Here is a 21027-nt window from a genome sequence, read left to right as displayed (position 1 = left end):
ATGATTATATCGTAAAACACTGTTCTATAACCTTACAGTTTCGTATCTTTTATTTGTAAGGGTGTAATTTTTTAATATTTAGAATTTCTAATATCTTTTCTTTTAGTACTTTCAATTCTTTTTCTAAGTCTTTTATCAAGTCATCTAAAAAAGATATTCCATCACATTGATCCATAGATTCAATATTTACAATATATTCTTTAATAGCACTTTCATAGGAAATTTCATATTTGTACCCAACTGTATCAACATTAATGTGCATTAATTTTTTTAAAAAAGTTTTTACGCAGTCATCTAATACACTCTTATCTATGTTTTTACTTGGATGCCATATTTCTATAGAACGTGGTTTTACATTTGTTTCATTTCTTTCAGCTTCAAAAGGCACTTCATAAAAATCATGTTCATTTATATTATCGTAATAATAATGATACATTATGGAATTATTCTTCAGGAAACAACATATTTTTTTACAAAATCCTTTTAGTTAATATCTTCCCAATCTGTTTTTTCTGTTAATTCATAAATTCCCCCACCAGTAATCTAAAGAATCTATGCTTACATATATTACATTTTGATTTTCTTTTTTATATTTTTTTAATATGTAGTCGTGTTTTAATTTTTGTATATTTAAAATTAAATATTTAAGTTTTCTTATTATTTTATTCTCACCTAAATTTAAATTCATTTTTTATATTGTTTAATCTCCTATGCTGATTATTGTTTTATTTTCTTTAATTGCTTGAGTACATACATTTATTAGATCATTAGCAAAACTAATATATTCTTTTTCATCTACATTGTGTCGTTTGAATAATCTCAAGTATTTAAGATGTTCTATAAGTTCTTCATCTAACATATTTTTACCTAGCATCAATAACTTTTCAACTTGCTCCTTTGAAAGTAGCTCTTCCCCATAAGCATATATACTAAATAGAACATCTGCACTTCCTTTAGATATAACATCTAAGTATTCCTTAATTTCACCAATAAAATAATCAACTTCATCATCTATTGTAAGTAAACACTCTTTGTACATAGCTTCTTCTATACTATTTCCCAGCATAAAATGCATCGACATAAACACTCACACTTTCCTTGTTGTTTTATATACTACCTTATTATACATTTTTATGGACAAATAAAAAACTACTAAATGCCTACCATGAATCTTTATAAAAAATGGCTATGATTTTATAATCATAGCCATTAAAATAAATCTAAATTGATAACTTTTCACAAATCAAAATCAAAATATTTCTTACATTTTATAGCTCTCTGTCATCCATGTAACTTTTTTCTATAAACTTATGTGTATTTAATTTTTTTTACAAAAACCGTATCACTTGCTTATTTTATTTCTATATTCAGCAAAATAAAAAGGTAGATATAAACTTAATTTTTTTGGAAAAAATCTTCTATCACAATGACGGACAAATTTTTTCTTTCCATCTACAAATTTTATTTTATGGTTAAAAACTAAATTTATCAAATATAAATATGTACCTTTATTATGATTATATTTTAATGCTTTTAATTTTGTTGCATATGAAGGAAATATGGATATAGATATAATTGATAATATACAAATAGCTGATATAATTGATTTCTTAAATTTCATAAAAACCTCCTTACTATTTCATCAATCTAACTCATAACTACTTAATAGTTAAAATATAGCTTTGTATTCTTGTGAAAATTTTGTATTATATCTAAAATTAGAATTCATTTGTAAATGTCTTTTTCTTATACTTTCATTTTTATTTTCCAAAATAAAAAATCTTTCATACCAAACTAAAAATACATATATAGTCCAAATTTTTCTAGCATTATTTCTTTTTCCACAGTAATGATCTTCTAGAAGTTTTAATATTTCTTTATTATTAAATATTTTTTTAGAATATCTACTGTCAAACTTACTTTTAACTTTATTGTAGTAATATTCATCCTTTAACCATATTCTTATTGGCACAGGGAAACCTTTCTTTTTTCTTTTTGACCAATCTTTTGGTAATACTCTTTTAGATGCTTCTCTTAAAATATGTTTACTTTCTCCATTATATATTCTATAGTCTACCGGAATGTTTTGGGCCATGGACATAACCTCTTTATCTAAAAAAGGTACTCTTAACTCCAAAGAGTGTGCCATACTAATTTTGTCTGCTTTTAATAATATATCTCCTGATAACCATAATTTCAAATCTAGATATTGCTTCTTCGTTAATTCATCTTTGTTTAGCACATTATTGTAAAGTGGCAATGTTATTTTTTTTGTTGTTATATCACTTTTGTAATTGTCACGAAGTATTTTATTTGCTTCTCTGTCTTCAAATATTTGCGCTTGCCCTATAAAATAATTTTCTGGTTTTCCACAGTTTCTTATTATAGTCGTTCTTCCTTTGAAATTTGGTAATTTTTCTACTATCTTAGCATTCATTAATCTTAAATTCTTAGGTAATTTTCTATATATTTTTGTTCGAGAGTCTTCTTCATACCACTCATATCCTGCAAATATTTCGTCTGCACCTTCCCCTGATAGAACTACTGTTACATGTTCACTTGCAAGTTCTGCTAAAAAATATAATGGTAAAGTTGAAGGATTGGACTGTGGTTCGTCTAAATGGTAAACTACGTCACTTAAGTTATCAAAACAGTCTGCCCCACTTATTTTTCTTCTATGATTTTCTATTTTTAATATATCACTTAAATCTTTTGCTAAGTCATTTTCGCTAAATCCTTCTTCATTAAATCCCACAGAAAAAGTTTTTTCTGGTTTTAATAAAGCTGTTATATAGCTAGAATCTATCCCTCCTGAAAGAAAAGTACCTACAGGTACTTCACTGTTTTTATGCACTTTAATAGAATCTTTTACTACATTTTCCGTTTCACTAATATATTTATCTATATTTTTATCATAAGAATCACTCTTACTTTTAAAATTTATATCCCAATACCTTTCTACCTTAAATTTATCTTTATCAATGTATACTGTATGTCCTGGTGGTACTTTATAAACACCTTTAAAAAATGTTTCATCTAAAATTGCTGAGTATTGGAAACATAAATAAGGTTGTATTAATTTTTCATTTAAACGTTTTTTAAACTCTGGATGATCAAGAAAACTTTTAATCTCCGAACCAAATAAATAATTATCATTTTGTGTTTTATAATAATATAATGGCTTGATTCCAAAATGATCTCTGGCCATAAATAAACTGTTATCTTTAAAATTATAAATAACAAAAGCAAACATACCTCTTAATTTATGTACCATTGCTTTATTTTCTTCTTCATACAAATGTATAAGAACTTCACTATCTGTTTTTGTTTGAAATATATGTCCTTTATTAATTAACTCTTCTCTTAGATCTATGTAATTATATATTTCACCATTGAATAAGAGTGCTAAACTCTTATCTTCATTAAATATAGGTTGGCTAGGTGCTGCAACATCTATTATACTTAGTCTTCGAAATCCCAGTGTAATATTATCATCACTATACACATCCATTTGGTCTGGACCTCTGTGTATTATTCTATCTAACATCTTCTTTATAACGCTTTTATTATCTTTTATTTTTCCAGTGTATCCTACAAACCCACACATAACTTTTCACTCTTTTCTTTAGTTATTATCATTTTTAAAAATACCTAAGCACTTAAATTTATATACAATTTTTCTATATTTTTTTGAATTTTGTCTTTGAAGTGTACATCCATTACTCACGTTTGTCTTAGGAATGATACTTAATATAAATATCAATATAATACTTGTGTTGAATATTAATGATAATTTTTGTATTCCAACCTTAGTTATCATTAATTTTAATTATGATTATATTTTACTGACTTGAGATATTACTTTTGTATTAGAATTGTTTCAAAATTGTAAAATCAATTATTTTTGTATTAATTTATTGTTTTATAGATAATTTTATGGATTTTTCCACCGACTTTATAATAAATTAAAAAATAACTGTACATTAGTTATTACACTAATGTACAGTTATTTTTTAAGTTTGATATGATTCTTGTTAAGAATCACTATTTTAGATTTTTATTTTTACCATATCTCCATTTTCTTCTTCTATATCTACTAGATATAGTCCTCTATGTTCTTTATTTAGGTATTTCAAGCCCTCTATAATAACAGCCGCATCTTTGGAGCTAAATATATAATTTATTTTGTTATTTTTAAATACTTTGTTAAAATCTATTTTTATAAATGGCTTAGACACTCTTAATAAAGTCGTTATAACGTTTATGGGTGCTATTATATTTATGTTAACATTGTCTTCTTTGTTTTTTACAATTATTCTCATATTTAAACACCTATTGTATTTCTACTATTACCTTGTCGTCTCCATTTTCTACTTCCACAATTCTTCCAACAAATCCATTATCTATTGCATCCATTAATTTAGCTATATCTATATTGTATTTTTCAAGTTCACTGCTGTACATACTTCCTATTCCACCCATTATTTTTATAAATTCTAATGGTATATTAACCTTAACTTTGCTTCCATCTTGGCTTTTTACTCTTACAAATAACATTTTTCCTTTTTTACCATCATTTTTTATATCAAAAAAATCATCATCTTCAATAACTTCCTCTTTAACAACAATATCACATTTTTCATTGGAATCTAGCACATCTAATAATTTTATAGCTTCCTCTGCAGTTATTTTTCCCTCTTCAACCATCTTTAAAATTCTCTTTTTATCTTCCATATTAATCACTCCTTCATACTTTATAATTTTTTTAAAAGATTAATAGCTTCTTCTGAGCTTATCTCCTTGTTTTCTAACATTTCCATTATTTTTTCTTTTTCCTTCTCTGTATCTTTTTTAATTACTAAACCTAGATTGTTATTAATATCGTCAAGCTTACCTCTTACAGTTGGATAAGATATGCCAAGTTGTTTTTCCACATCTTTTATGTTTCCTCTACAAGATAAAAATACTTCTACAAAATTTAGTTGCTCTTTTGATAATCTATCAAATTTTGAAATAGAAAACTCATTTTCTATAATCGTGTTGCAATGATTACATTTTAATTTCATAATCTTCATTTCTTCCGCACAAACGGGACATTTAGTTATAATTTTATGCACATTATCACTTCCTTTAATATAAGTATATTAAATTTTATTAAAAACGCAATAGTATTTTTAAATTTATTAATGTTAACTTTAATATTTTTAATTTTTTTCAATGTATAAATTGATAATATTAATTATAATTTTATTAATTTTAATCATTACGAAATATATATAAAGTTATTTAATTCTTTCAACTAAAAAAGGAAGTCAAACTAAGTTTATCTTCCTTCATCTAATATTAATTTATCTATAAATTTACCACTTTAACAAATTCCTTATTTTTTAATAATTTAAAACATATAATTATTGTTATTACTTCTGCAAAAACTATACTTCCCCATATTCCATTTATTCCAAATATATATGGAAGTATAAAAATACCTATAACTATAAACAATATTCCTCTACTTACTGCAACTATTATAGAAGATTTAGGGTCATCTATTGCAGTAAAGTACGATGATATTAATATGTTAATACCATTAAGTAAAAATGCTATTCCGTAAATTCTTGCACCTGCAGTAGCCATTTCTAGTACCGACTGTCCATCCTTTAAGAAAACATTTATAAGAGGCTCAGAGAACATCTCCATAACTATAAATATTATTCCGCCAATTACTAAATTAGCTATAATTGATGTTCTTAATGTTTTATTTACTCTATTCTCATTTTCTGCACCATAGTTATAGCTTATTATTGGCCTTACTCCATCTGCTATTCCAAACAATACCATATACCCTACTTGGGCTATATAGTTTATTATAGAAAATGCAGCTATTCCATTTTCTCCTGCCATCTTCATCAATGCAGTATTAAATAGAAACATTGAAAGTGCATTTGAAAGTGACGAAATCCCTTCCGAAGAGCCATTGTATACCATTGGAAATAAACAACTTTTATCAAATTTTCCTTTATATAAGTTAATAACAGTTTTTTTACTTAAAAAAGGTATTATATTAATAAAAAATGCTGATGTATAAGATATACCAGTAGCCAAAGCTGCGCCTTTTATTCCTAGATTAAATTTATTAATTAAAAGATAATCTAAAACCACGTTTAATAATACTGCTAAAATCATACTTACTAATGAAATATTTGGTTTACCAATTGTTCTGACTATCATTTCAAATAAAAACATCACTGAAACAAAAATTACAAAGCAAGATATAGTTTTAATATAAGTTGAAGCCCCTTCTAAAAGCACTTCGTTAGCACCTAAGAATATAGCAATCTCATCACTAAAGAATATTCCAATCACCATTACTAATATAGAAATTAAAGTAAGCAAAATTAATGAAGTTCTAAAAATATTTTGTGCTTTTTCATTTTCTCCCTTACCTAAGTTTATTCCAATTATACTTTGTGCACCTACGCTTATTACAAGTGCATAGGCCATTATAATTTGCATATAAGGCTGAACTAAGTTCACTGCTGCTAGGGCATTTCCTCCTATAACATTACCTACAAACAATCCATCTATTATACCTTGTACTCCTATAAATATCATACCTATAATACTTGGAATAGTAAATTTAATAAATAATTTCGAAAGCTTTTCTGTTTCTAATATTTTCTGATCCATACTTATCACCTCTATATAAGTATAAAGTTTTGTGTAACACAAATGTCAATAGATTATTTTATTTTTTTTCATAATCATACTTCCAATGGAATAGTAATTTCCATAAAGTTTATAGTTCCTTTTTCGTTGTAAACACTCCATATCCAACTTACATTTATGTTTAAATTCAATTCTTTATCATTTTTATAGTAGTGATTTAAAATAGAAATAATATACTCTTCTAATTCCTCAAAGGTTCCTACAAATTTAGTTTTAATTGCTTTTCCACTATAGGTTTTTTTGAAGATTTTTTTGCTATCTGGTATTATTAAATTATGTGCGTCTTTTTCATATATTCCCATATTCGCTTCATCATAGATTAATGTGTTGCAATCTTTTGCTCTGTATGATATCATCCATTGCTCTAAGTACATTGACTTTGACAAAGCATCTTTTTGTGTAACTTTTCTATTTATAATAGCTTCATTAGGTATATATATTATAGTATTTTCTTCTTGGACTATATTTAATTGTTCAAAGTTATAGTTATTTTTAAAATTCATCATTTCATTTAATATTTGTTTCTTTTCTTTAGCTTGTTCTTTTATTTTTAACAAGTGGTCTATTTTCTCATCTATTGTTTTTTCTTGCAATTCTATTAGTTCTATGTAATTTTCTATACTTTTATTTCCAATAACCTCTTTAATATTTGAAAGCGGCAGCTCTAAATATTTTGCATCTAATATTAAATCTAACATTTCCATTTCTTTAATTGAATAATATCTATAACCATTTTCTTCATTTATCATTGGTTTAAGTAAACCTATTCTATCATAATGTCTAAGGGTCTCTGCAGTGATATTGAATAGCTTACTCATCTGCCCTACTGTCATCTTCCATTCCATATTTTTTGCTCCTTTTGATAGCTAACAACTTTCTTTGCTAACTCTATTCCACGTGTTTTTCTAAACTATTCAAAGTTATTTTCTAATGTTTCATTTATATTTTCATTACTTTTGTATTCTCTACTCATATTACTATTATACATAAATTTTGCACAAATTTTGAGATATTATAATCCTTGTAAAATTAAAAAAGTAGGAGAATGTTCTCCTACTTTGAAGTTCGTAATATAGTAAAGTTGTTAATTAAATCTGCTATATAAATTTCTATTTATAGCTCTAACAAGTAAATTGGAATTTATTAGGCTGTCAGTATTATAAATTTTTAATTAAAATGGTGATGGATTATATTCAACATATATTCCAGTAGCAATAAATATAATTATAAAAACTACCATCAGGCCAGCTATACTTACACCACCTGCTCTACGCAACTTATCACTTTTTAAATCTTCATCTAAATTAATATTATCATTTATCTTTTTTTTACAATGTTTTAAATATAAATAATTGCCATAAATCCCACATATTAAACGAATCATACATGACACTGGTCTTTCATATTGATCTATGTACATTACTAATATTCTTATACCTAAGGCAATAAATCCTTCTACATACATCTTCCTATATACTAACCAACTAGAAGTAAAGAAAAAACCAGCAAAATTCCAACTTTCTTTACTTTTACTTTCTTTCATATCTTCAAATTTTGGAATATAGTAGTCACATTTTTGATGAACTACTTTAGCAAAATCTTCATTATTAATCATAAATTTATCCCCTAACTTTTCCCACCTATTATATGTTTAGTCTTAATTTTACATACCACTATTGGAACAATAGCAGCTATAGCTAATATTATAGAAATTATTAATATTGATAAGTAAAATCCTATAGCTATAGTCATTATACTAATCAAGTTCATCAATATACTCTTTTGCCTCTAATAACGATATTTTTGTTTTATTTCTAAGTAGTTTGATAGCTTCAACAGTTTTTCCATCCTTCTTTAAATCAACAATTCGCCTCTTTACTTCTGACGAAACCCAATTAGAAGATAAATTATCATTTCCTGTAAGCTCACACAATTTGTTTATACACTCTTCTTGGTCTTTAATTTTTTTCTTCAAATTTTGATTTTCAACATATAATAATAAACCTAATATAGGTACAATCAAAAACATGGTATATTCCATATTATTTTTACCTCCATTCAAATTCCTTTTTTCTGCAACAACTATAAATTTATTTAGTAACACTTAAGAACGATTGCTTACTTTTTATCCCTAATTGCTTGTGTAAGTTTTTTTATATTATTATTAATACAGATTAATACAATTATAATAATTAATCCAATACCAGCTAAAGAACCACTATCACTATAATCTTGACTAAATTCATCTATAGCAGTACTGATATCATCAATAGAACTTGATATATCTCCTAATTGTTCTTCTATACCATCCACATTTTTCAAATTATTCCCCCCCTATACTTTCCTTAACATATCAACTATATAGTATTTGACTTCTTATTATTAATCAATAAATTTACATAACCTTATGAATTTGTAAGTTATCTTTAGCAATCTATAATTCTTTTTACAAAAAAACCGCATCACTTACTTGTGATACGGTCCTTCATCTCTTACTGTGCAAAGGATAATTTAATTCAATGTCTCTGTAGATACTTTCATAATTTTAAATTGATATAATATAAATACATATTATATCAATTTAAAATAAAAATTCATTTTCCCAATCAAAATAGCCAGACTCTTCATATGATAGTGGCCAATGACTACACCAATTAGGAACATTAGGTTTTTCTACCCTATCTATACTTGGAGTATATGGCTTTATATCTAAAATTTTGCTATTATTCATTGCATCAATATAAGTAATATAAATTCTACCCTTATCATAGTCAATATGTGTTATTTCAGTTATAGATAATGCTATTGGGTTTGGTCTTTGTGGTGATCTAGTTGAAAAAACTCCTAACTTTTGGGGAGCTTTTTTGTAAGGTTGATTTACTTCTGTAACTCCTCTATTTTTATTATTGTCACACTTATCAAACCACCAGATTACGTCAATGTGAGAAAAGTCTTCTAATCCTTGGAGCCCCTTTACATACTCATTATTAATTTGAAGAAACATATCTTTTCCTTCCACATTTATTTTTCCAATTTCTTTTAATTGCATAATGTTTACCTCCTAGAAAATTATCTTACAAAAATATAATAGACCCTCACATAATGTGAGAGTCAACAAATTTTACTTTAATGGAATTTGTATCTCAGTAAGGTATTTTTCTGGATTCTTAGTATGGTCCACTCCTATATGACATATTTGCCTAGAAGGTTTATCTGACATCTGTTCATTATGACTTTCAAGATAATATGCTAACATTTCATAAGCTTTTGCTAAATTGCTATATGGTCCGTATACCATTGCATAAGCCATTTTTTCTACACCTTTTACTTCTCTATATATAAATCCGTCTTTGTTTTTGCCTAATTTATCTACTATCATACCAACTTCTACATCTACATTTTCATCCTTATGTTCAATATCATGATATAAAGCAACATTATTATATATATGCTGCTTTATATAAATATTTTCTTTACTAATAAAATCACATAATCTATTCCATAAAAGGCCTTCATGAAAATAAGTTGGAATTTTATCCCTAATAGATAGTATGAATATTTTATCTACTTTCTTAAAGTTTATATTGCAATGAATCTTGAAATTTTTGCCCTCTATTTCATTTATTGCATTATCTATTTTTTTAATTATCTGCTTTTCTAATTCAATTTCTTTCTTAATTTCCTCTTTCTTTTTTTCTAATTCATCTGCTATATTTATTTCTTTATCTTTTAGTATTATGTCTTTTATTTTTGCTGTTGAAAATTTCGTATCTCTTAATAAAATTATTTTCTGAAGAATTGGTATCTGAGCTGCAGAATACATTCTATATCCTGTAGACAAGTCCACACTTGCTGGTTTTAATAGTTCAATTTCATCATAGTATCTTAACATTCTGATAGACACTTGAGTAAGTTTCGAAAATTCCCCAATTTTAAACATGATTTCCTCCTTATATCCAATATATTTCACAATTATAACATACTGATATGTTTACTTTTACATATAAATAAAATTGAGTGAGGAGTAATAGTAATAATATCAAGCTTCTTTAAAAGAGAATATCTCTATTTAGCTTTGGAAAAACTAATTTATAATTTAACAATAAAGGAGAAACTATGCATGAATAAAATTTTTAAAAGTTCATTATTATCATTATTTTTGATAACACTTATTTTCATTCCATTTAAGGCTCAGGCTCTAGACGCTATCTCTTCTAATGATGTATCTTGCAATAAGGCAATCTGCGAATTAAAAATGTTACAAAGAAGACTTTGGATAGATCATGTGTCCTGGACTAGAAGTACTATTATTAGTGATTTATCTTCACTGGAAGATAAAGGCCCTGTATTAGAGAGACTTCTTAAAAATCAAAATGATATTGGAAATTCAATTAAACCTTATTATGGAGAAGAGGCAGGAAATAAACTTGCTTCATTGTTAAGAAAACATATAGAACTTGCAGTTAAAGTTACTGATTCTGCTAAAACTGGAAATAAAACTGATTTAGAAAAATACAATAAACTTTGGTATGAAAATGCTGATAAAATAGCTGAGTTTTTAAGTTCTGCTAATCCTAATTATTCAGAAAAAGTTCTAAAAGACATGTTGCATAAACATTTACAATATGTTACAGATCAAGTTGTTGCTAGGTTAAATAAGGATTGGAATGCAGATATAAAGGCATATGATAAAGGCGAGGATCATATGATTGCGTTTGCAGATATTATTACTGAAGGTATTGTAAAGCAATTTCCTCAAAAATTTAAATAGTTATAAAAAGCGCTGTATCACTTATATATGATACAGCTCTCTTTTATTTTTGTGCTAATCAAATTAAAAGATTTAATTTCTTGTATCGACTTTCATTTGAATAAACTTTAGTACATCAGTATAAACTATTCTTAAATTATTAAATTAGAAAGGACACCAAAATGAAGAAAAAATGCATCCTCGTAAGTCTATTATTAATTTCACTTATTGTGACAAATAATTATACAAGCTTTGCTGAACAATCTGAACTATCAGTACCTCCAATGTATAAAAATTTAAAAGGAAAAGATGAACTATTGGGATTTCTTAATGAAATAGAAACATTGAGAGCAAATATAAATACTATCATCATAACTCCAGTTGCAGTAAAAGATAATTCAAGTAAAATAAAAAGAGAAATAAATTTTTATATATCTCAACTAATATCAATAGAAAATTCAATAAAAATGTTCGAAAAAAAATACAATAACTCTCCACCAGATTTATTATTTTCTCAACAAATTAGTATTTTGTTAAATGCTTATAAGATGAGTTTAAATCAACAATTAGCCCTAATTGACGGACTTATAAACAACGAAGTTGAAGCAGCTTATCTTTTCCATTCCCAATATTTAACATATATATATTATTATTTGAATCTAGGAGATCAGATGATTTCATATATTGAAACATTTTATAATTTATAATATTCTTTTAATTCAATTACTTATTATAAATAAAAAGGTAGATATGGACTTTTATTTTCCACACCTACCTTTTTATATGTAATAAAGTTACTTTTTTATACATTTTATTATTTAATAATGAATTAATCCACGTCTTCCTTTGACTTTCATAAATCCAAAGTTAAATTTTATAGGATAAAATCTACCATCAAAATACCGCACTAATTTTTTCTTCCTACCTGCAACTTCAATTTTGTTTCTAAAATTTGAATTAGTCCAATATAAATGTATTCCCCTCTTTTGATTATATTTTAATATTTTGGGTCCAGTTGTATATGATGGCAACATGAATATAAAAATAATTGATAATACACAAATATATAGTATAATTGATTTCTTAAATCTCATAAAAACCTCCTTATTAATTCCACCTATAATATATACGACGAAATAAGCAATAAGGTTTGTTATATTTTAAAAATTTATTTAATAAGCTACAAACAACTACTATTTCATCAATTTGTTTCATAAATACATAATATTTGAATTCTAGCTTTTAATCATTCTCGAGTAAAAGTATTAACCCCTATATTGTTGCATTATTTAATTCTATAACTTTATTAAAAAAGTTAGATAATAGTACGCATACAAATCCAACTACTAACAATGATATTGAAATTATTCCAGACTCAGCAATTATAGAAAAAAATGCATTTTTATCATGGATATATAAAAATGCTATGATAAAAGTAATAATATTTATCAAACAAAATTCAATAAAAGCACAAATGGAAATTCCTTTAAAAATAGAAGAAACCTTTTTTATCAATTGATTTTCTGATGACAATGATTTACCTAATCTTTTTAATAAAAACAATGCAATTACAAAAGGTACAGAACATATATAAGTTCCTATTGTAACTCCAGTTACTATATTAGGATTTGATAATTGTAGTAATGTAGTACCCTTAAATGCTGCATCTATAATTGATGGTAGTGAAAAAAGAATTACACCTGTAATTATCATACACAGTACTAATAAAGTATTTAATATTTTATAGCTTGTATTCATTTTGTCACCTCTTTTCTTAAGTAGTATATGATTATATCATACCACTCTATTTATTGATAATCAATAAATAAAGGTTGTAAATCAATATATTTTTATTTATAAACATATAATAACTCTCTTGTATTTATTAATAAAAGTGGCAATATTACTAATATTTCTTTACCTGCAACCATAAATATGGTTTTAAATAACATTACAATGCTTAGTAATATATTTTTACTGCTCCTTTTTTAGGTAGTGAGAATATTTTCTTTACTCCGTCAAAACCAAATACTAACCAGAAGCCAATTAATTCAGATAATAAAACAATAAAAAACTTACAGGGATATTATTCATCATCAATATGGCAAATCCTATAATTAATAATAAAAATGCCACTAATAATCGGCTTACTTTAACTTCATCTTTAAATAATAACTTCATTTTTTATACCTTTTTTTAATTTTTTATAATATTAACGCATAATCTTTGATATGGATATATTCTTTATGTTAAATTAATCCATTATATCATTAACTAGTGTATTCTAGCTATTAATATAACTTCTGACTTATTAGTACAATTGCTACATTCATTTACATATATAATTTTATTTCACATGAAAAAAGAGCTTCTCACTGTTTTTCAGTATGATAGCTCCTTAATATTATATTTGCAAATTACATTTTTTTATAAGTTTCTAATAGTCTAATATAATGATTAGCTTCTCTTAGTACATGATCTCCAAGTAGTGGTAATATTATGGATCTTATTTTACAGCTGGCAATACCTTCTGTTCCTGCTTGTTTAAAATTCTTAAGTTGAACAGTTTGATTTAATGTTTGGTCTGTAACACTATTTATGGTCATATCAGTCATAGCCTGAGCCTCTTGCATCAAATCCTTAAATACATCTGCAAATTCATCTGCAGTATCAATTAAACTATCTTCAGTAGGATCAAGTAATCCCCTTATAAATTGTGAATGTTCCATCATAATTTGATCCCAAAATAACTCAGTCTCTCTAGCATCCTTAGAGTCAATATCAACCCTATTCTCAAGGTCATTTACTAATGATAAATATAACTCTGCTTCACGAGTTATATGTTCAATAAGTAATGGATAATTGACTGTAAATAAATTACATGATAAGACATCATTTAATATTCTCTTCTTAAAATTAATAAGTCCATTAAGAAGCCTTTTTGCATTCATATTAAGTTGATTTACATAGTTTACTAAATTAGGGCTAACCTGAGGATTATTTCCACTATGCAACCTTGATTCCATAATAGTTATATTTTGATCTATATCTATACCTGTCAATACTTGAGTTTTTTCTTCTGCTCCCAATGTATAATCAGTTATAATTTCTCCAGAGTTTAAAACATCTGATCTTATTATGCCATTGCTGGCACTTACTGCAAATGATAATAATTTTTCAAATTGATTTTTATAATGTTCTGCCTCTTTAGCAAGCTCTGAGTCTTTAGCTGTAAATCCAGCTTCTAAAAAAAGGCTGTGTTCCTTCATTATCCTTCCAAAGAATAAATGTAGTTCAAGTGATAAAATAGCATACCTTTGATTGTTTATCATATTGCCTCCTAAAAATAACTTTTATACATTTTATGTATTAGAATATTAATTTATGATAAAATTATTATCTTTATATTTTTCAATGTACCTTGTAATATTAAAATGTCCCATAGTAAATATAATTTGGATTTTTAAATAAAAATGAAGCCAACAGTTATAATAAATTTACTTATTTAACTGTTAACTTCATTTTTTATAACTATCTATTTCTTTTTAGACTCACCAATTAAAAAACCAATGGAGCTACACATTAAATCTCTAATTTGAGAAACTGCTGGCAAATTGTCTAAATTATTTGTAATTATTAATATACATATTATAGCTATACATATTATACAAATTGATAATGCTATAATTATTTGAACCAAGTTGATATCTTTATAAGTGTATAATTCCTCTAATTTACACTCATTATCACTTAATTCCATAGTATCATCCAATGAGTCCAATTCTTTTTGTACACTTAATATCTTTGATTTTATTTTTTCTATTTCATTATTTCTTTTACTGCTATTTGCTTTTATATTAGAACTTAATAAAAATCCAAATACAGATGCTAGTGTTGACCTAAAAACAACTTCAAATGAATTTCGCACTTCATCTACTCCATCACTATAGATTGCTGTGAATATTACTACTATAAATAAAATCATTCCAATAATAATTAATGCTTTAAAGGATATATTAAGTTCATCCCAATCATTTATTAATTCTTTAATTAAAAGCTTTTTTCTATTACATTTATCATCTCTTTTTAACATAGCAAATCACCAAACTTTTTACTATATACATATATAATATTAATGATGGTTACATAATGTTACAAAATATGAGTAATTTTCATTCTCCCATTGCATGCTGTATAATCTATGTATCCTACACCCTAGATTGTATTATTCTAACCTTACGTCTCATATATGCGAAGATAAACATTATAGTAGAAAATCAAAAGAACACAGGATTATCCAGTTACAAACAATGTTCTCTGGTTAAAGCTACTTTTTATGCTTTTAGGTGACGAATTATTAAGTTTTTTGTTTTTGCTATTGTTGCAAGTTTATTAAAAATCATAATAAGAACTCCCTTATTGCAACTATTAGTAGTGCTCCATTGAAATCTAATTCAATTATTACTCCTTAGAAAATTATTAAATTACTTAGACAAAGTAGATATTTTATATGGACTTTCTACATAGTCAGGAAACACTTAGTACCATTGGCTGGATACTTCGTGCTATTATTGCTCATCCTTTGTCTGATTAAAGACTTGGATTAGAAAATTTATTAATCATTCACCAATTATGATTGTTAAAAATAGTGAAATTCTTTATAAGGAATTGACAAAATCAAGAATATCAATTGACATATTATTAGAAAAATTACGCAAAAAAAGTAGATGATATGAAAAAAGTAACACTAGCGACTTGGGAGCCTAATGATAAAATTTCTGTTTTTTATATACAGAATACGAACCAATTACACCTTCATCTTTGAATATAAAAATGAATATTGGGTTATTTCCAAATTTAAAAATTTGTATCAAACTGATGCAAAAATGTTTTTCTTGCTACACTTGATAATAAAAACAACTTGAAAGTTCTTTTCTATAAGTAATCTATGTAGGCGTAAACCTATCTATTTATATATAGATTAGTTTAAGTCTCTTTGATTTACTTTAACTTTCTAAAACTCTCAGTTATAACTAATTCGTTTATTGCTATTTTAGCACCATTATATTTTTTTGTAAATTATCATGTTATGAATCTGCAATTGAATATATACTCAACTAATAACTATTTTTTGTTCAGTTACTTATTTTAAAATGATTATTTAGAATTTATTAATAAGATTAAAGTAGTATCTTTATATTTTTAAACGAATAATATTATATATGAATAGTGTTTTCAATTAAAAGCTTCTATTTGTAATTAAATTGTTTATTTAAATTTGGAGGATAAAAATATGAAAAAAATAATTTCTAATATTTATCATAAAACCATATTTCATAAGCCAAACAGGAAGAGCCTAAAAATAAAGCCAATTAAATCAAGACAATCCCCTTATAATGTTGAAGTTGTTGCTGAAAATTTAAATGTTCCTTGGGCTATGGATGTAAGCGACAAGGGCAACATCTATTTTACAGAGAGGCCTGGGTCAATTAGAGTTATTGCAAATGGTATGCTAATCCCCCAACCACTTATTATATTTACACCTCCATTTATAGGCCAAGGAGAGGGTGGCCTAATGGGGATTGCTTTAGATCCTGATTTTTCACAAAATCATTATTTCTATGTTATGCATTCATACTCAGAAAGTAATAGAATCTATAACCGTGTTATTAGATTAATTGAAAACAATAACAAGGCATACACTGACAAGATTCTTATAGATAAAATTCCCGGAGGACAAATACATAATGGAGGCAGGATAAAAGTAGGCCCAGATAAGAAGTTATATATAACAACAGGAGATGCGGGCAACCCTTCATTATCTCAAAATCTTTCAAGTACTGCTGGTAAAATACTTCGAATAGAATTAAATGGTAGTATACCTAAAGATAATCCATTTACTAATTCACCGATTTATAGCTTTGGTCATAGGAACCCACAAGGTTTAGCATGGAATTCAAAAAATATACTATATTCATCAGAACATGGACAATCAGCACATGATGAAATAAATATCATACATCCAGGAAGCAATTATGGATGGCCTCTTGTTCAAGGAGATGAAGAATCTACAGAAGTTACGGTACAAAACCCCTTAATACACAGTGGTGAAGATACATGGGCACCATCTGGTATTACCTTTGCAAGCCAAGGCCCTTGGCAAGATAAATTATTGGTTGCTACACTTCGTGGACAACAACTCCTTTCTATCTCCTTAAATGAAAATGGAAGTGTAGTGGAAAGTGTAGAATCATGGCTTAAAAATGAATACGGACGTTTACGTGAAGTAATTCAAGGAAAAGATGGGTCAATTTATATTACAACAAGTAATAGGGATGGACGAGGAAATCCTGGTATAAGTGATGATAAAATTATCCATATCGTTCAAAAATAGATATATATTAAAATATAGTAAAAACCGTATCGCTTATTCGTAATACGGTTTTTATATGTTTAGTATTTAGTATTTAACCCAGTTTTCTGTTTTAATAATTTTTCATAAAAATTCTATAATATATTTATATAATACTTTGTTTAATATGGAAAAAATGGATAATATGGATATGGCAATAATGATAGTGCTAGTAAAGTAGTAAACGGAAAAACTCTACGTCTAAAACGTCTAAATCTTCTAGGTCTACCAAATTGTCGTTGTTGACTACATGGATTTTCAAGTTCTTCCTCCATTACATCCTCACCAACTAAAACAGTAACACCATTTGAATCTACACTTTCAATAATCCCATCAAATACACTTCCATCTCTCATTGTAAATAAAGTGTGATAATTCATTAACCTTCTACATTCATCATGTAAATTCTGTCCATTTCTATCCTTATTATTTTTTTCTGAATACACTTCTAATCAACCCCTTTCTACTACTATAATATTGGATATTAGAAAGAGTGTTCTCATTATAAGATATAAATCGTTATAAAAAGTTCTACAAATAATTTATATTTCTTTTTAACAAAAAAATTCTGGATAATCCGATATCCAGAATTTCTAATAATGTATAAGTGCTTAGCGTAATCTATGAATAGAGAAAATTTTAGTACCTCTAGATTGTAGACATGCTTTCAAATTTATATACATATTCTTATTAATACTTAATATTTAAAATCCATTTCTCAGCATCTTCAGTGTCACTAAAAACTCTAAAATTATTTGATCTGTTTAATTCATATATTAACTCTCCAAACCTTCCATCAATTTTCTTCTTGTCTTCAATTATGCCTGAAACTTTTATATTATAATTAATAAATTTTTGTAAAGCTATACCTGCTAGGCCTAACTTAAGTAATAACCTAATATCATTTGAAATACATATATCAATAATATCTAATACATCAGACTCACAGGTAATTGACTGTTTTACTTCTATATATTTTTTGTTTGTTTTATCTATAATTTTATAATTCATTTTATCACCTAATTCCTATTTAAATCTTATTATCATCTGTAAATGTAGATATAAAAACTCGTTATATTTAACTACACGCTCTTTGTCAATGCATTTTTCATATAATCTTACTCAATTATTCAACTGATTTTTTCAAATAAAAAAGTATGTATTAACTTTTACATCAATACATACCATAATCATTGCAAGCTACATACTTCATTACTTTTATATAACTTCATATATTATATCCTATATATTTCTAATATTTGAATTCTAAAAATATATCCTCAATAAATCTCTCGAAATTTTCCCTTTGTGTATGATTGTTTCCATAATATTTTTCTCTTAGTGCTAAAACTCTGTTAACTTCCATAGCACTTAAGCTTTTCATTAGTTTATAATTTTTCTCATTATAAAGACGTTGCAATGTCTTTCCTATATAGTAAAGCGATTCGTAATGTTTGGTATTTGAAAAACCTGGTGTCTTCCAATTTTCATCTTGTTTTCCAAAGAATATTGATTTTGCAAGCCAGCCTTTTACTGCTGTGGCATCTAATGTAGTACTTGAAAGAACATAATTTATATACTCACTAAATTCCGTAAATCCTCCTTCTTTAGTTTTTATACCTACAATAGGATACCATAAGCCTTTAATCTTGTTATTATTTGTACCTGAAGATCTGTAAAAAGCTAAGGTAACTCTTTCTATTCCATAGTAAAATTCCATGTCTACATCAATTAATCCAATCACTCTAAATGGCTTTTTGGAGTACTTGTTTACTCTAAATGTATCCTCATATACCTTTACTATTTTAACAACATTTTTTATAACAAAGCGCCTCCTTAATATAAATTATTATTAATAAACCATATAACTTTAAATTTTAAAGCTATATGGTTTATCCTTCTATCTAGATATTTGAATTTTTAATTATAAAAAGATCTCTCATTATTTCATCTGTATTTTCATATGATTTTTCCATTCCCATTAATCTCTTTAAGAAAATTAATTCATCATTTTTCAAATCCAATTCTTCATACCATGGCTTATCTTCTAATTTTAATTTTTCATCATCATAAGATGAATAATATAGGTGTATCAGAAAGTCTGCCATATACCAATAATCTATTTCTTTTTTATATTTATCCTTGTCAATATATCTAGCTAATCCAAAATCAATTAGTACTAAATCTTTTTTTTCGTTCATTATTACATTGGAAATTCTAATATCTCTATGAACAATTTTTTTTTCTTGTAAGGTAATTATGATTTTTAAAATTTTTTCTGCAATATCATATATTTCATTCTTAGTAAATTCATATTCATCAAAGGACAATAACTCATAAAAATCTTTTCCTTCTATGAATTCAATAACATAGAATTTTGTGTCATCATAATCAAATTTATCTATAAAGTTAGGAAACTTTTTATCATCTAAAGACTTCATTATTTCCTCTTCATAAAATAATTTTTCTTTACTTTTTTTCATCATGTCTTTTTTCAATTGTTTTATTACATATTTCTCATTTGTATTTTTTTCACAAAGATATGTTATTCCATATCTACCTTCACCTATTATTTTTATAATAGTATAATCTTTTATTTTTTCACCAGGTGTATAATATTTGTCTATACTATCACCTCCTAGTGTGGTATTTTCTCATACTACTTATAAATTACTCACTATATGGTCTGCTATATGAATCACTTGCACTTGAAGCACTTTGTGATGCACTTGAGCCACTTCCTGATACGCTGGATCCACTTCCTGATACACTAGATCCACTAACAGAGACACTCGTTCTTCTTCTTCCTTTTTTATTGTAATATTCATGACCTCTATCTGATTGATTTTTTAAAGAATCCATTATATCACTCCTCAATCATATATTAATAACTAGGATATCCTAGTCATTAATATAACATATGACATATTAATGCAATTTGCTACATTTATTTTTGCATCTTATAATATTATCATTAATTATTGGATCATCTAAAGTAACATCAAATATATCTCTTAATATCACAAGGTTTTCTATATCTGGATATGCTTTTATTGATAAGTTATCAATCATTGTGTAGTTAAATTTTGTTAACTAATGGTTTCATACTGATATAATATAAAAAACCGTATCGCTTACT

The 21027-nt window shown here is 26.0% G+C and carries 31 protein-coding genes; 4 read left to right on the top strand and 27 right to left on the bottom strand.

Features of this window, described 5'->3' with window-relative positions; translation table 11 throughout:
* Window positions 1-49: 49 nt before the first annotated feature.
* From TEGL_RS07680 to TEGL_RS07605, 16 genes are all read right to left on the bottom strand, one after another.
* Entirely contained in the window at window positions 50-436 is a 387-nt protein-coding gene (locus tag TEGL_RS07680) for a hypothetical protein (protein ID WP_018590276.1), read from the bottom strand.
* Between the two features lie 84 nt (window positions 437-520).
* Window positions 521-688: a hypothetical protein gene (locus TEGL_RS07675; protein WP_018590277.1), complete on the bottom strand. Its 168-nt coding sequence runs from the start codon at window positions 686-688 to the stop codon at window positions 521-523.
* A gap of 12 nt (window positions 689-700) precedes the next feature.
* Window positions 701-1066 (bottom strand): hypothetical protein, encoded by a 366-nt coding sequence (locus tag TEGL_RS07670; protein ID WP_154650620.1) that lies wholly within the window; start codon window positions 1064-1066, stop codon window positions 701-703.
* 276 nt (window positions 1067-1342) lie between these two features.
* Window positions 1343-1621 carry a hypothetical protein gene (locus TEGL_RS07665; protein ID WP_018590279.1) on the bottom strand — a complete coding sequence of 93 codons (279 nt, stop codon included), beginning with the start codon at window positions 1619-1621 and terminating at the stop codon, window positions 1343-1345.
* Window positions 1622-1669: 48 nt separating this feature from the next.
* Entirely contained in the window at window positions 1670-3607 is a 1938-nt protein-coding gene (gene asnB, locus TEGL_RS07660; RefSeq protein ID WP_018590280.1) for an asparagine synthase (glutamine-hydrolyzing), read from the bottom strand.
* A 442-nt stretch (window positions 3608-4049) separates the two neighbouring features.
* Window positions 4050-4322 (bottom strand): hypothetical protein, encoded by a 273-nt coding sequence (locus TEGL_RS07655; protein WP_018590281.1) that lies wholly within the window; start codon window positions 4320-4322, stop codon window positions 4050-4052.
* Between the two features lie 10 nt (window positions 4323-4332).
* Window positions 4333-4734: an SHOCT-like domain-containing protein gene (locus TEGL_RS07650; RefSeq protein ID WP_018590282.1), complete on the bottom strand. Its 402-nt coding sequence runs from the start codon at window positions 4732-4734 to the stop codon at window positions 4333-4335.
* 20 nt (window positions 4735-4754) lie between these two features.
* Window positions 4755-5117: a DUF2089 domain-containing protein gene (locus tag TEGL_RS07645; protein WP_018590283.1), complete on the bottom strand. Its 363-nt coding sequence runs from the start codon at window positions 5115-5117 to the stop codon at window positions 4755-4757.
* A 235-nt stretch (window positions 5118-5352) separates the two neighbouring features.
* Window positions 5353-6687: an MATE family efflux transporter gene (locus TEGL_RS07640; RefSeq protein ID WP_018590284.1), complete on the bottom strand. Its 1335-nt coding sequence runs from the start codon at window positions 6685-6687 to the stop codon at window positions 5353-5355.
* Between the two features lie 74 nt (window positions 6688-6761).
* Entirely contained in the window at window positions 6762-7571 is an 810-nt protein-coding gene (locus TEGL_RS07635) for a MerR family transcriptional regulator (protein WP_018590285.1), read from the bottom strand.
* Window positions 7572-7897: 326 nt separating this feature from the next.
* Window positions 7898-8341 carry a DUF2628 domain-containing protein gene (locus tag TEGL_RS07630; protein WP_018590286.1) on the bottom strand — a complete coding sequence of 148 codons (444 nt, stop codon included), beginning with the start codon at window positions 8339-8341 and terminating at the stop codon, window positions 7898-7900.
* An 11-nt stretch (window positions 8342-8352) separates the two neighbouring features.
* On the bottom strand, window positions 8353-8496 hold the full coding sequence (locus TEGL_RS07625; protein ID WP_018590287.1) for a hypothetical protein: 144 nt from the start codon (window positions 8494-8496) through the stop codon (window positions 8353-8355).
* On the bottom strand, window positions 8483-8830 hold the full coding sequence (locus TEGL_RS07620; RefSeq protein ID WP_242827346.1) for a hypothetical protein: 348 nt from the start codon (window positions 8828-8830) through the stop codon (window positions 8483-8485). Before TEGL_RS07620 ends, TEGL_RS07625 begins: the two co-directional genes overlap by 14 nt.
* 14 nt (window positions 8831-8844) lie before the next feature.
* Window positions 8845-9048: a hypothetical protein gene (locus TEGL_RS07615; protein ID WP_018590289.1), complete on the bottom strand. Its 204-nt coding sequence runs from the start codon at window positions 9046-9048 to the stop codon at window positions 8845-8847.
* Window positions 9049-9307: 259 nt separating this feature from the next.
* The gene (gene tsaA / locus TEGL_RS07610; protein WP_018590290.1) at window positions 9308-9775 is read right to left on the bottom strand and encodes a tRNA (N6-threonylcarbamoyladenosine(37)-N6)-methyltransferase TrmO; all 468 of its coding nucleotides are present in this window, start codon (window positions 9773-9775) and stop codon (window positions 9308-9310) included.
* A gap of 72 nt (window positions 9776-9847) precedes the next feature.
* Window positions 9848-10666, bottom strand: coding sequence for a MerR family transcriptional regulator (locus tag TEGL_RS07605; protein WP_018590291.1), 819 nt, complete (start codon window positions 10664-10666; stop codon window positions 9848-9850).
* Between the two features lie 180 nt (window positions 10667-10846).
* Between TEGL_RS07605 and TEGL_RS07600 the strand changes: the two genes are divergently transcribed.
* Both TEGL_RS07600 and TEGL_RS07595 read left to right on the top strand, forming a co-directional pair.
* On the top strand, window positions 10847-11497 hold the full coding sequence (locus TEGL_RS07600; protein ID WP_018590292.1) for a hypothetical protein: 651 nt from the start codon (window positions 10847-10849) through the stop codon (window positions 11495-11497).
* Window positions 11498-11706: 209 nt separating this feature from the next.
* Window positions 11707-12183 (top strand): hypothetical protein, encoded by a 477-nt coding sequence (locus TEGL_RS07595; protein WP_154653291.1) that lies wholly within the window; start codon window positions 11707-11709, stop codon window positions 12181-12183.
* A gap of 111 nt (window positions 12184-12294) precedes the next feature.
* Here TEGL_RS07595 and TEGL_RS07590 read toward each other — a convergent pair whose 3' ends face one another.
* The 5 genes from TEGL_RS07590 to TEGL_RS07570 form a co-directional block, all read right to left on the bottom strand.
* A complete protein-coding gene (locus tag TEGL_RS07590; protein WP_018590294.1) occupies window positions 12295-12570 on the bottom strand; it encodes a hypothetical protein in 276 nt (91 codons plus the stop codon).
* Between the two features lie 178 nt (window positions 12571-12748).
* Window positions 12749-13234, bottom strand: coding sequence for a DUF2975 domain-containing protein (locus TEGL_RS07585; RefSeq protein WP_018590295.1), 486 nt, complete (start codon window positions 13232-13234; stop codon window positions 12749-12751).
* 288 nt (window positions 13235-13522) lie between these two features.
* On the bottom strand, window positions 13523-13657 hold the full coding sequence (locus TEGL_RS07580; RefSeq protein ID WP_278244878.1) for a hypothetical protein: 135 nt from the start codon (window positions 13655-13657) through the stop codon (window positions 13523-13525).
* Window positions 13658-13893: 236 nt separating this feature from the next.
* Window positions 13894-14808, bottom strand: a complete 915-nt coding sequence (locus TEGL_RS07575) for a DUF2935 domain-containing protein (RefSeq protein WP_018590297.1) — start codon at window positions 14806-14808, stop codon at window positions 13894-13896.
* Window positions 14809-15011: 203 nt separating this feature from the next.
* Window positions 15012-15569: a hypothetical protein gene (locus TEGL_RS07570; RefSeq protein ID WP_018590298.1), complete on the bottom strand. Its 558-nt coding sequence runs from the start codon at window positions 15567-15569 to the stop codon at window positions 15012-15014.
* 509 nt (window positions 15570-16078) lie between these two features.
* Between TEGL_RS07570 and TEGL_RS19785 the strand changes: the two genes are divergently transcribed.
* Both TEGL_RS19785 and TEGL_RS07565 read left to right on the top strand, forming a co-directional pair.
* On the top strand, window positions 16079-16207 hold the full coding sequence (locus TEGL_RS19785) for a YetF domain-containing protein (RefSeq protein WP_416389617.1): 129 nt from the start codon (window positions 16079-16081) through the stop codon (window positions 16205-16207).
* A gap of 562 nt (window positions 16208-16769) precedes the next feature.
* Complete coding sequence (locus tag TEGL_RS07565; protein ID WP_018590299.1) at window positions 16770-17870, top strand: PQQ-dependent sugar dehydrogenase; 1101 nt, start codon at window positions 16770-16772, stop codon at window positions 17868-17870.
* 140 nt (window positions 17871-18010) lie between these two features.
* Here the strand turns inward: TEGL_RS07565 and TEGL_RS07560 are convergent, their stop codons facing one another.
* The 6 genes from TEGL_RS07560 to TEGL_RS07535 form a co-directional block, all read right to left on the bottom strand.
* Window positions 18011-18334, bottom strand: a complete 324-nt coding sequence (locus TEGL_RS07560; RefSeq protein WP_018590300.1) for a hypothetical protein — start codon at window positions 18332-18334, stop codon at window positions 18011-18013.
* A gap of 244 nt (window positions 18335-18578) precedes the next feature.
* Window positions 18579-18899, bottom strand: a complete 321-nt coding sequence (locus TEGL_RS07555) for a DUF4180 domain-containing protein (protein WP_018590301.1) — start codon at window positions 18897-18899, stop codon at window positions 18579-18581.
* Window positions 18900-19140: 241 nt separating this feature from the next.
* Window positions 19141-19632, bottom strand: coding sequence for a hypothetical protein (locus TEGL_RS07550; protein WP_018590302.1), 492 nt, complete (start codon window positions 19630-19632; stop codon window positions 19141-19143).
* A 160-nt stretch (window positions 19633-19792) separates the two neighbouring features.
* Window positions 19793-20467, bottom strand: coding sequence for a protein kinase family protein (locus TEGL_RS07545; RefSeq protein WP_330370762.1), 675 nt, complete (start codon window positions 20465-20467; stop codon window positions 19793-19795).
* A 91-nt stretch (window positions 20468-20558) separates the two neighbouring features.
* On the bottom strand, window positions 20559-20750 hold the full coding sequence (locus TEGL_RS07540) for a hypothetical protein (protein WP_018590304.1): 192 nt from the start codon (window positions 20748-20750) through the stop codon (window positions 20559-20561).
* A 66-nt stretch (window positions 20751-20816) separates the two neighbouring features.
* Window positions 20817-20960 (bottom strand): hypothetical protein, encoded by a 144-nt coding sequence (locus TEGL_RS07535; RefSeq protein WP_154650621.1) that lies wholly within the window; start codon window positions 20958-20960, stop codon window positions 20817-20819.
* Window positions 20961-21027 lie beyond the last annotated feature (67 nt).

The sequence above is a fragment of the Terrisporobacter glycolicus ATCC 14880 = DSM 1288 genome, assembly GCF_036812735.1.
Taxonomy (GTDB): Bacteria; Bacillota; Clostridia; order Peptostreptococcales; family Peptostreptococcaceae; genus Terrisporobacter; species Terrisporobacter glycolicus.
This window is presented reverse-complemented; position numbering and strand designations above follow the sequence as displayed.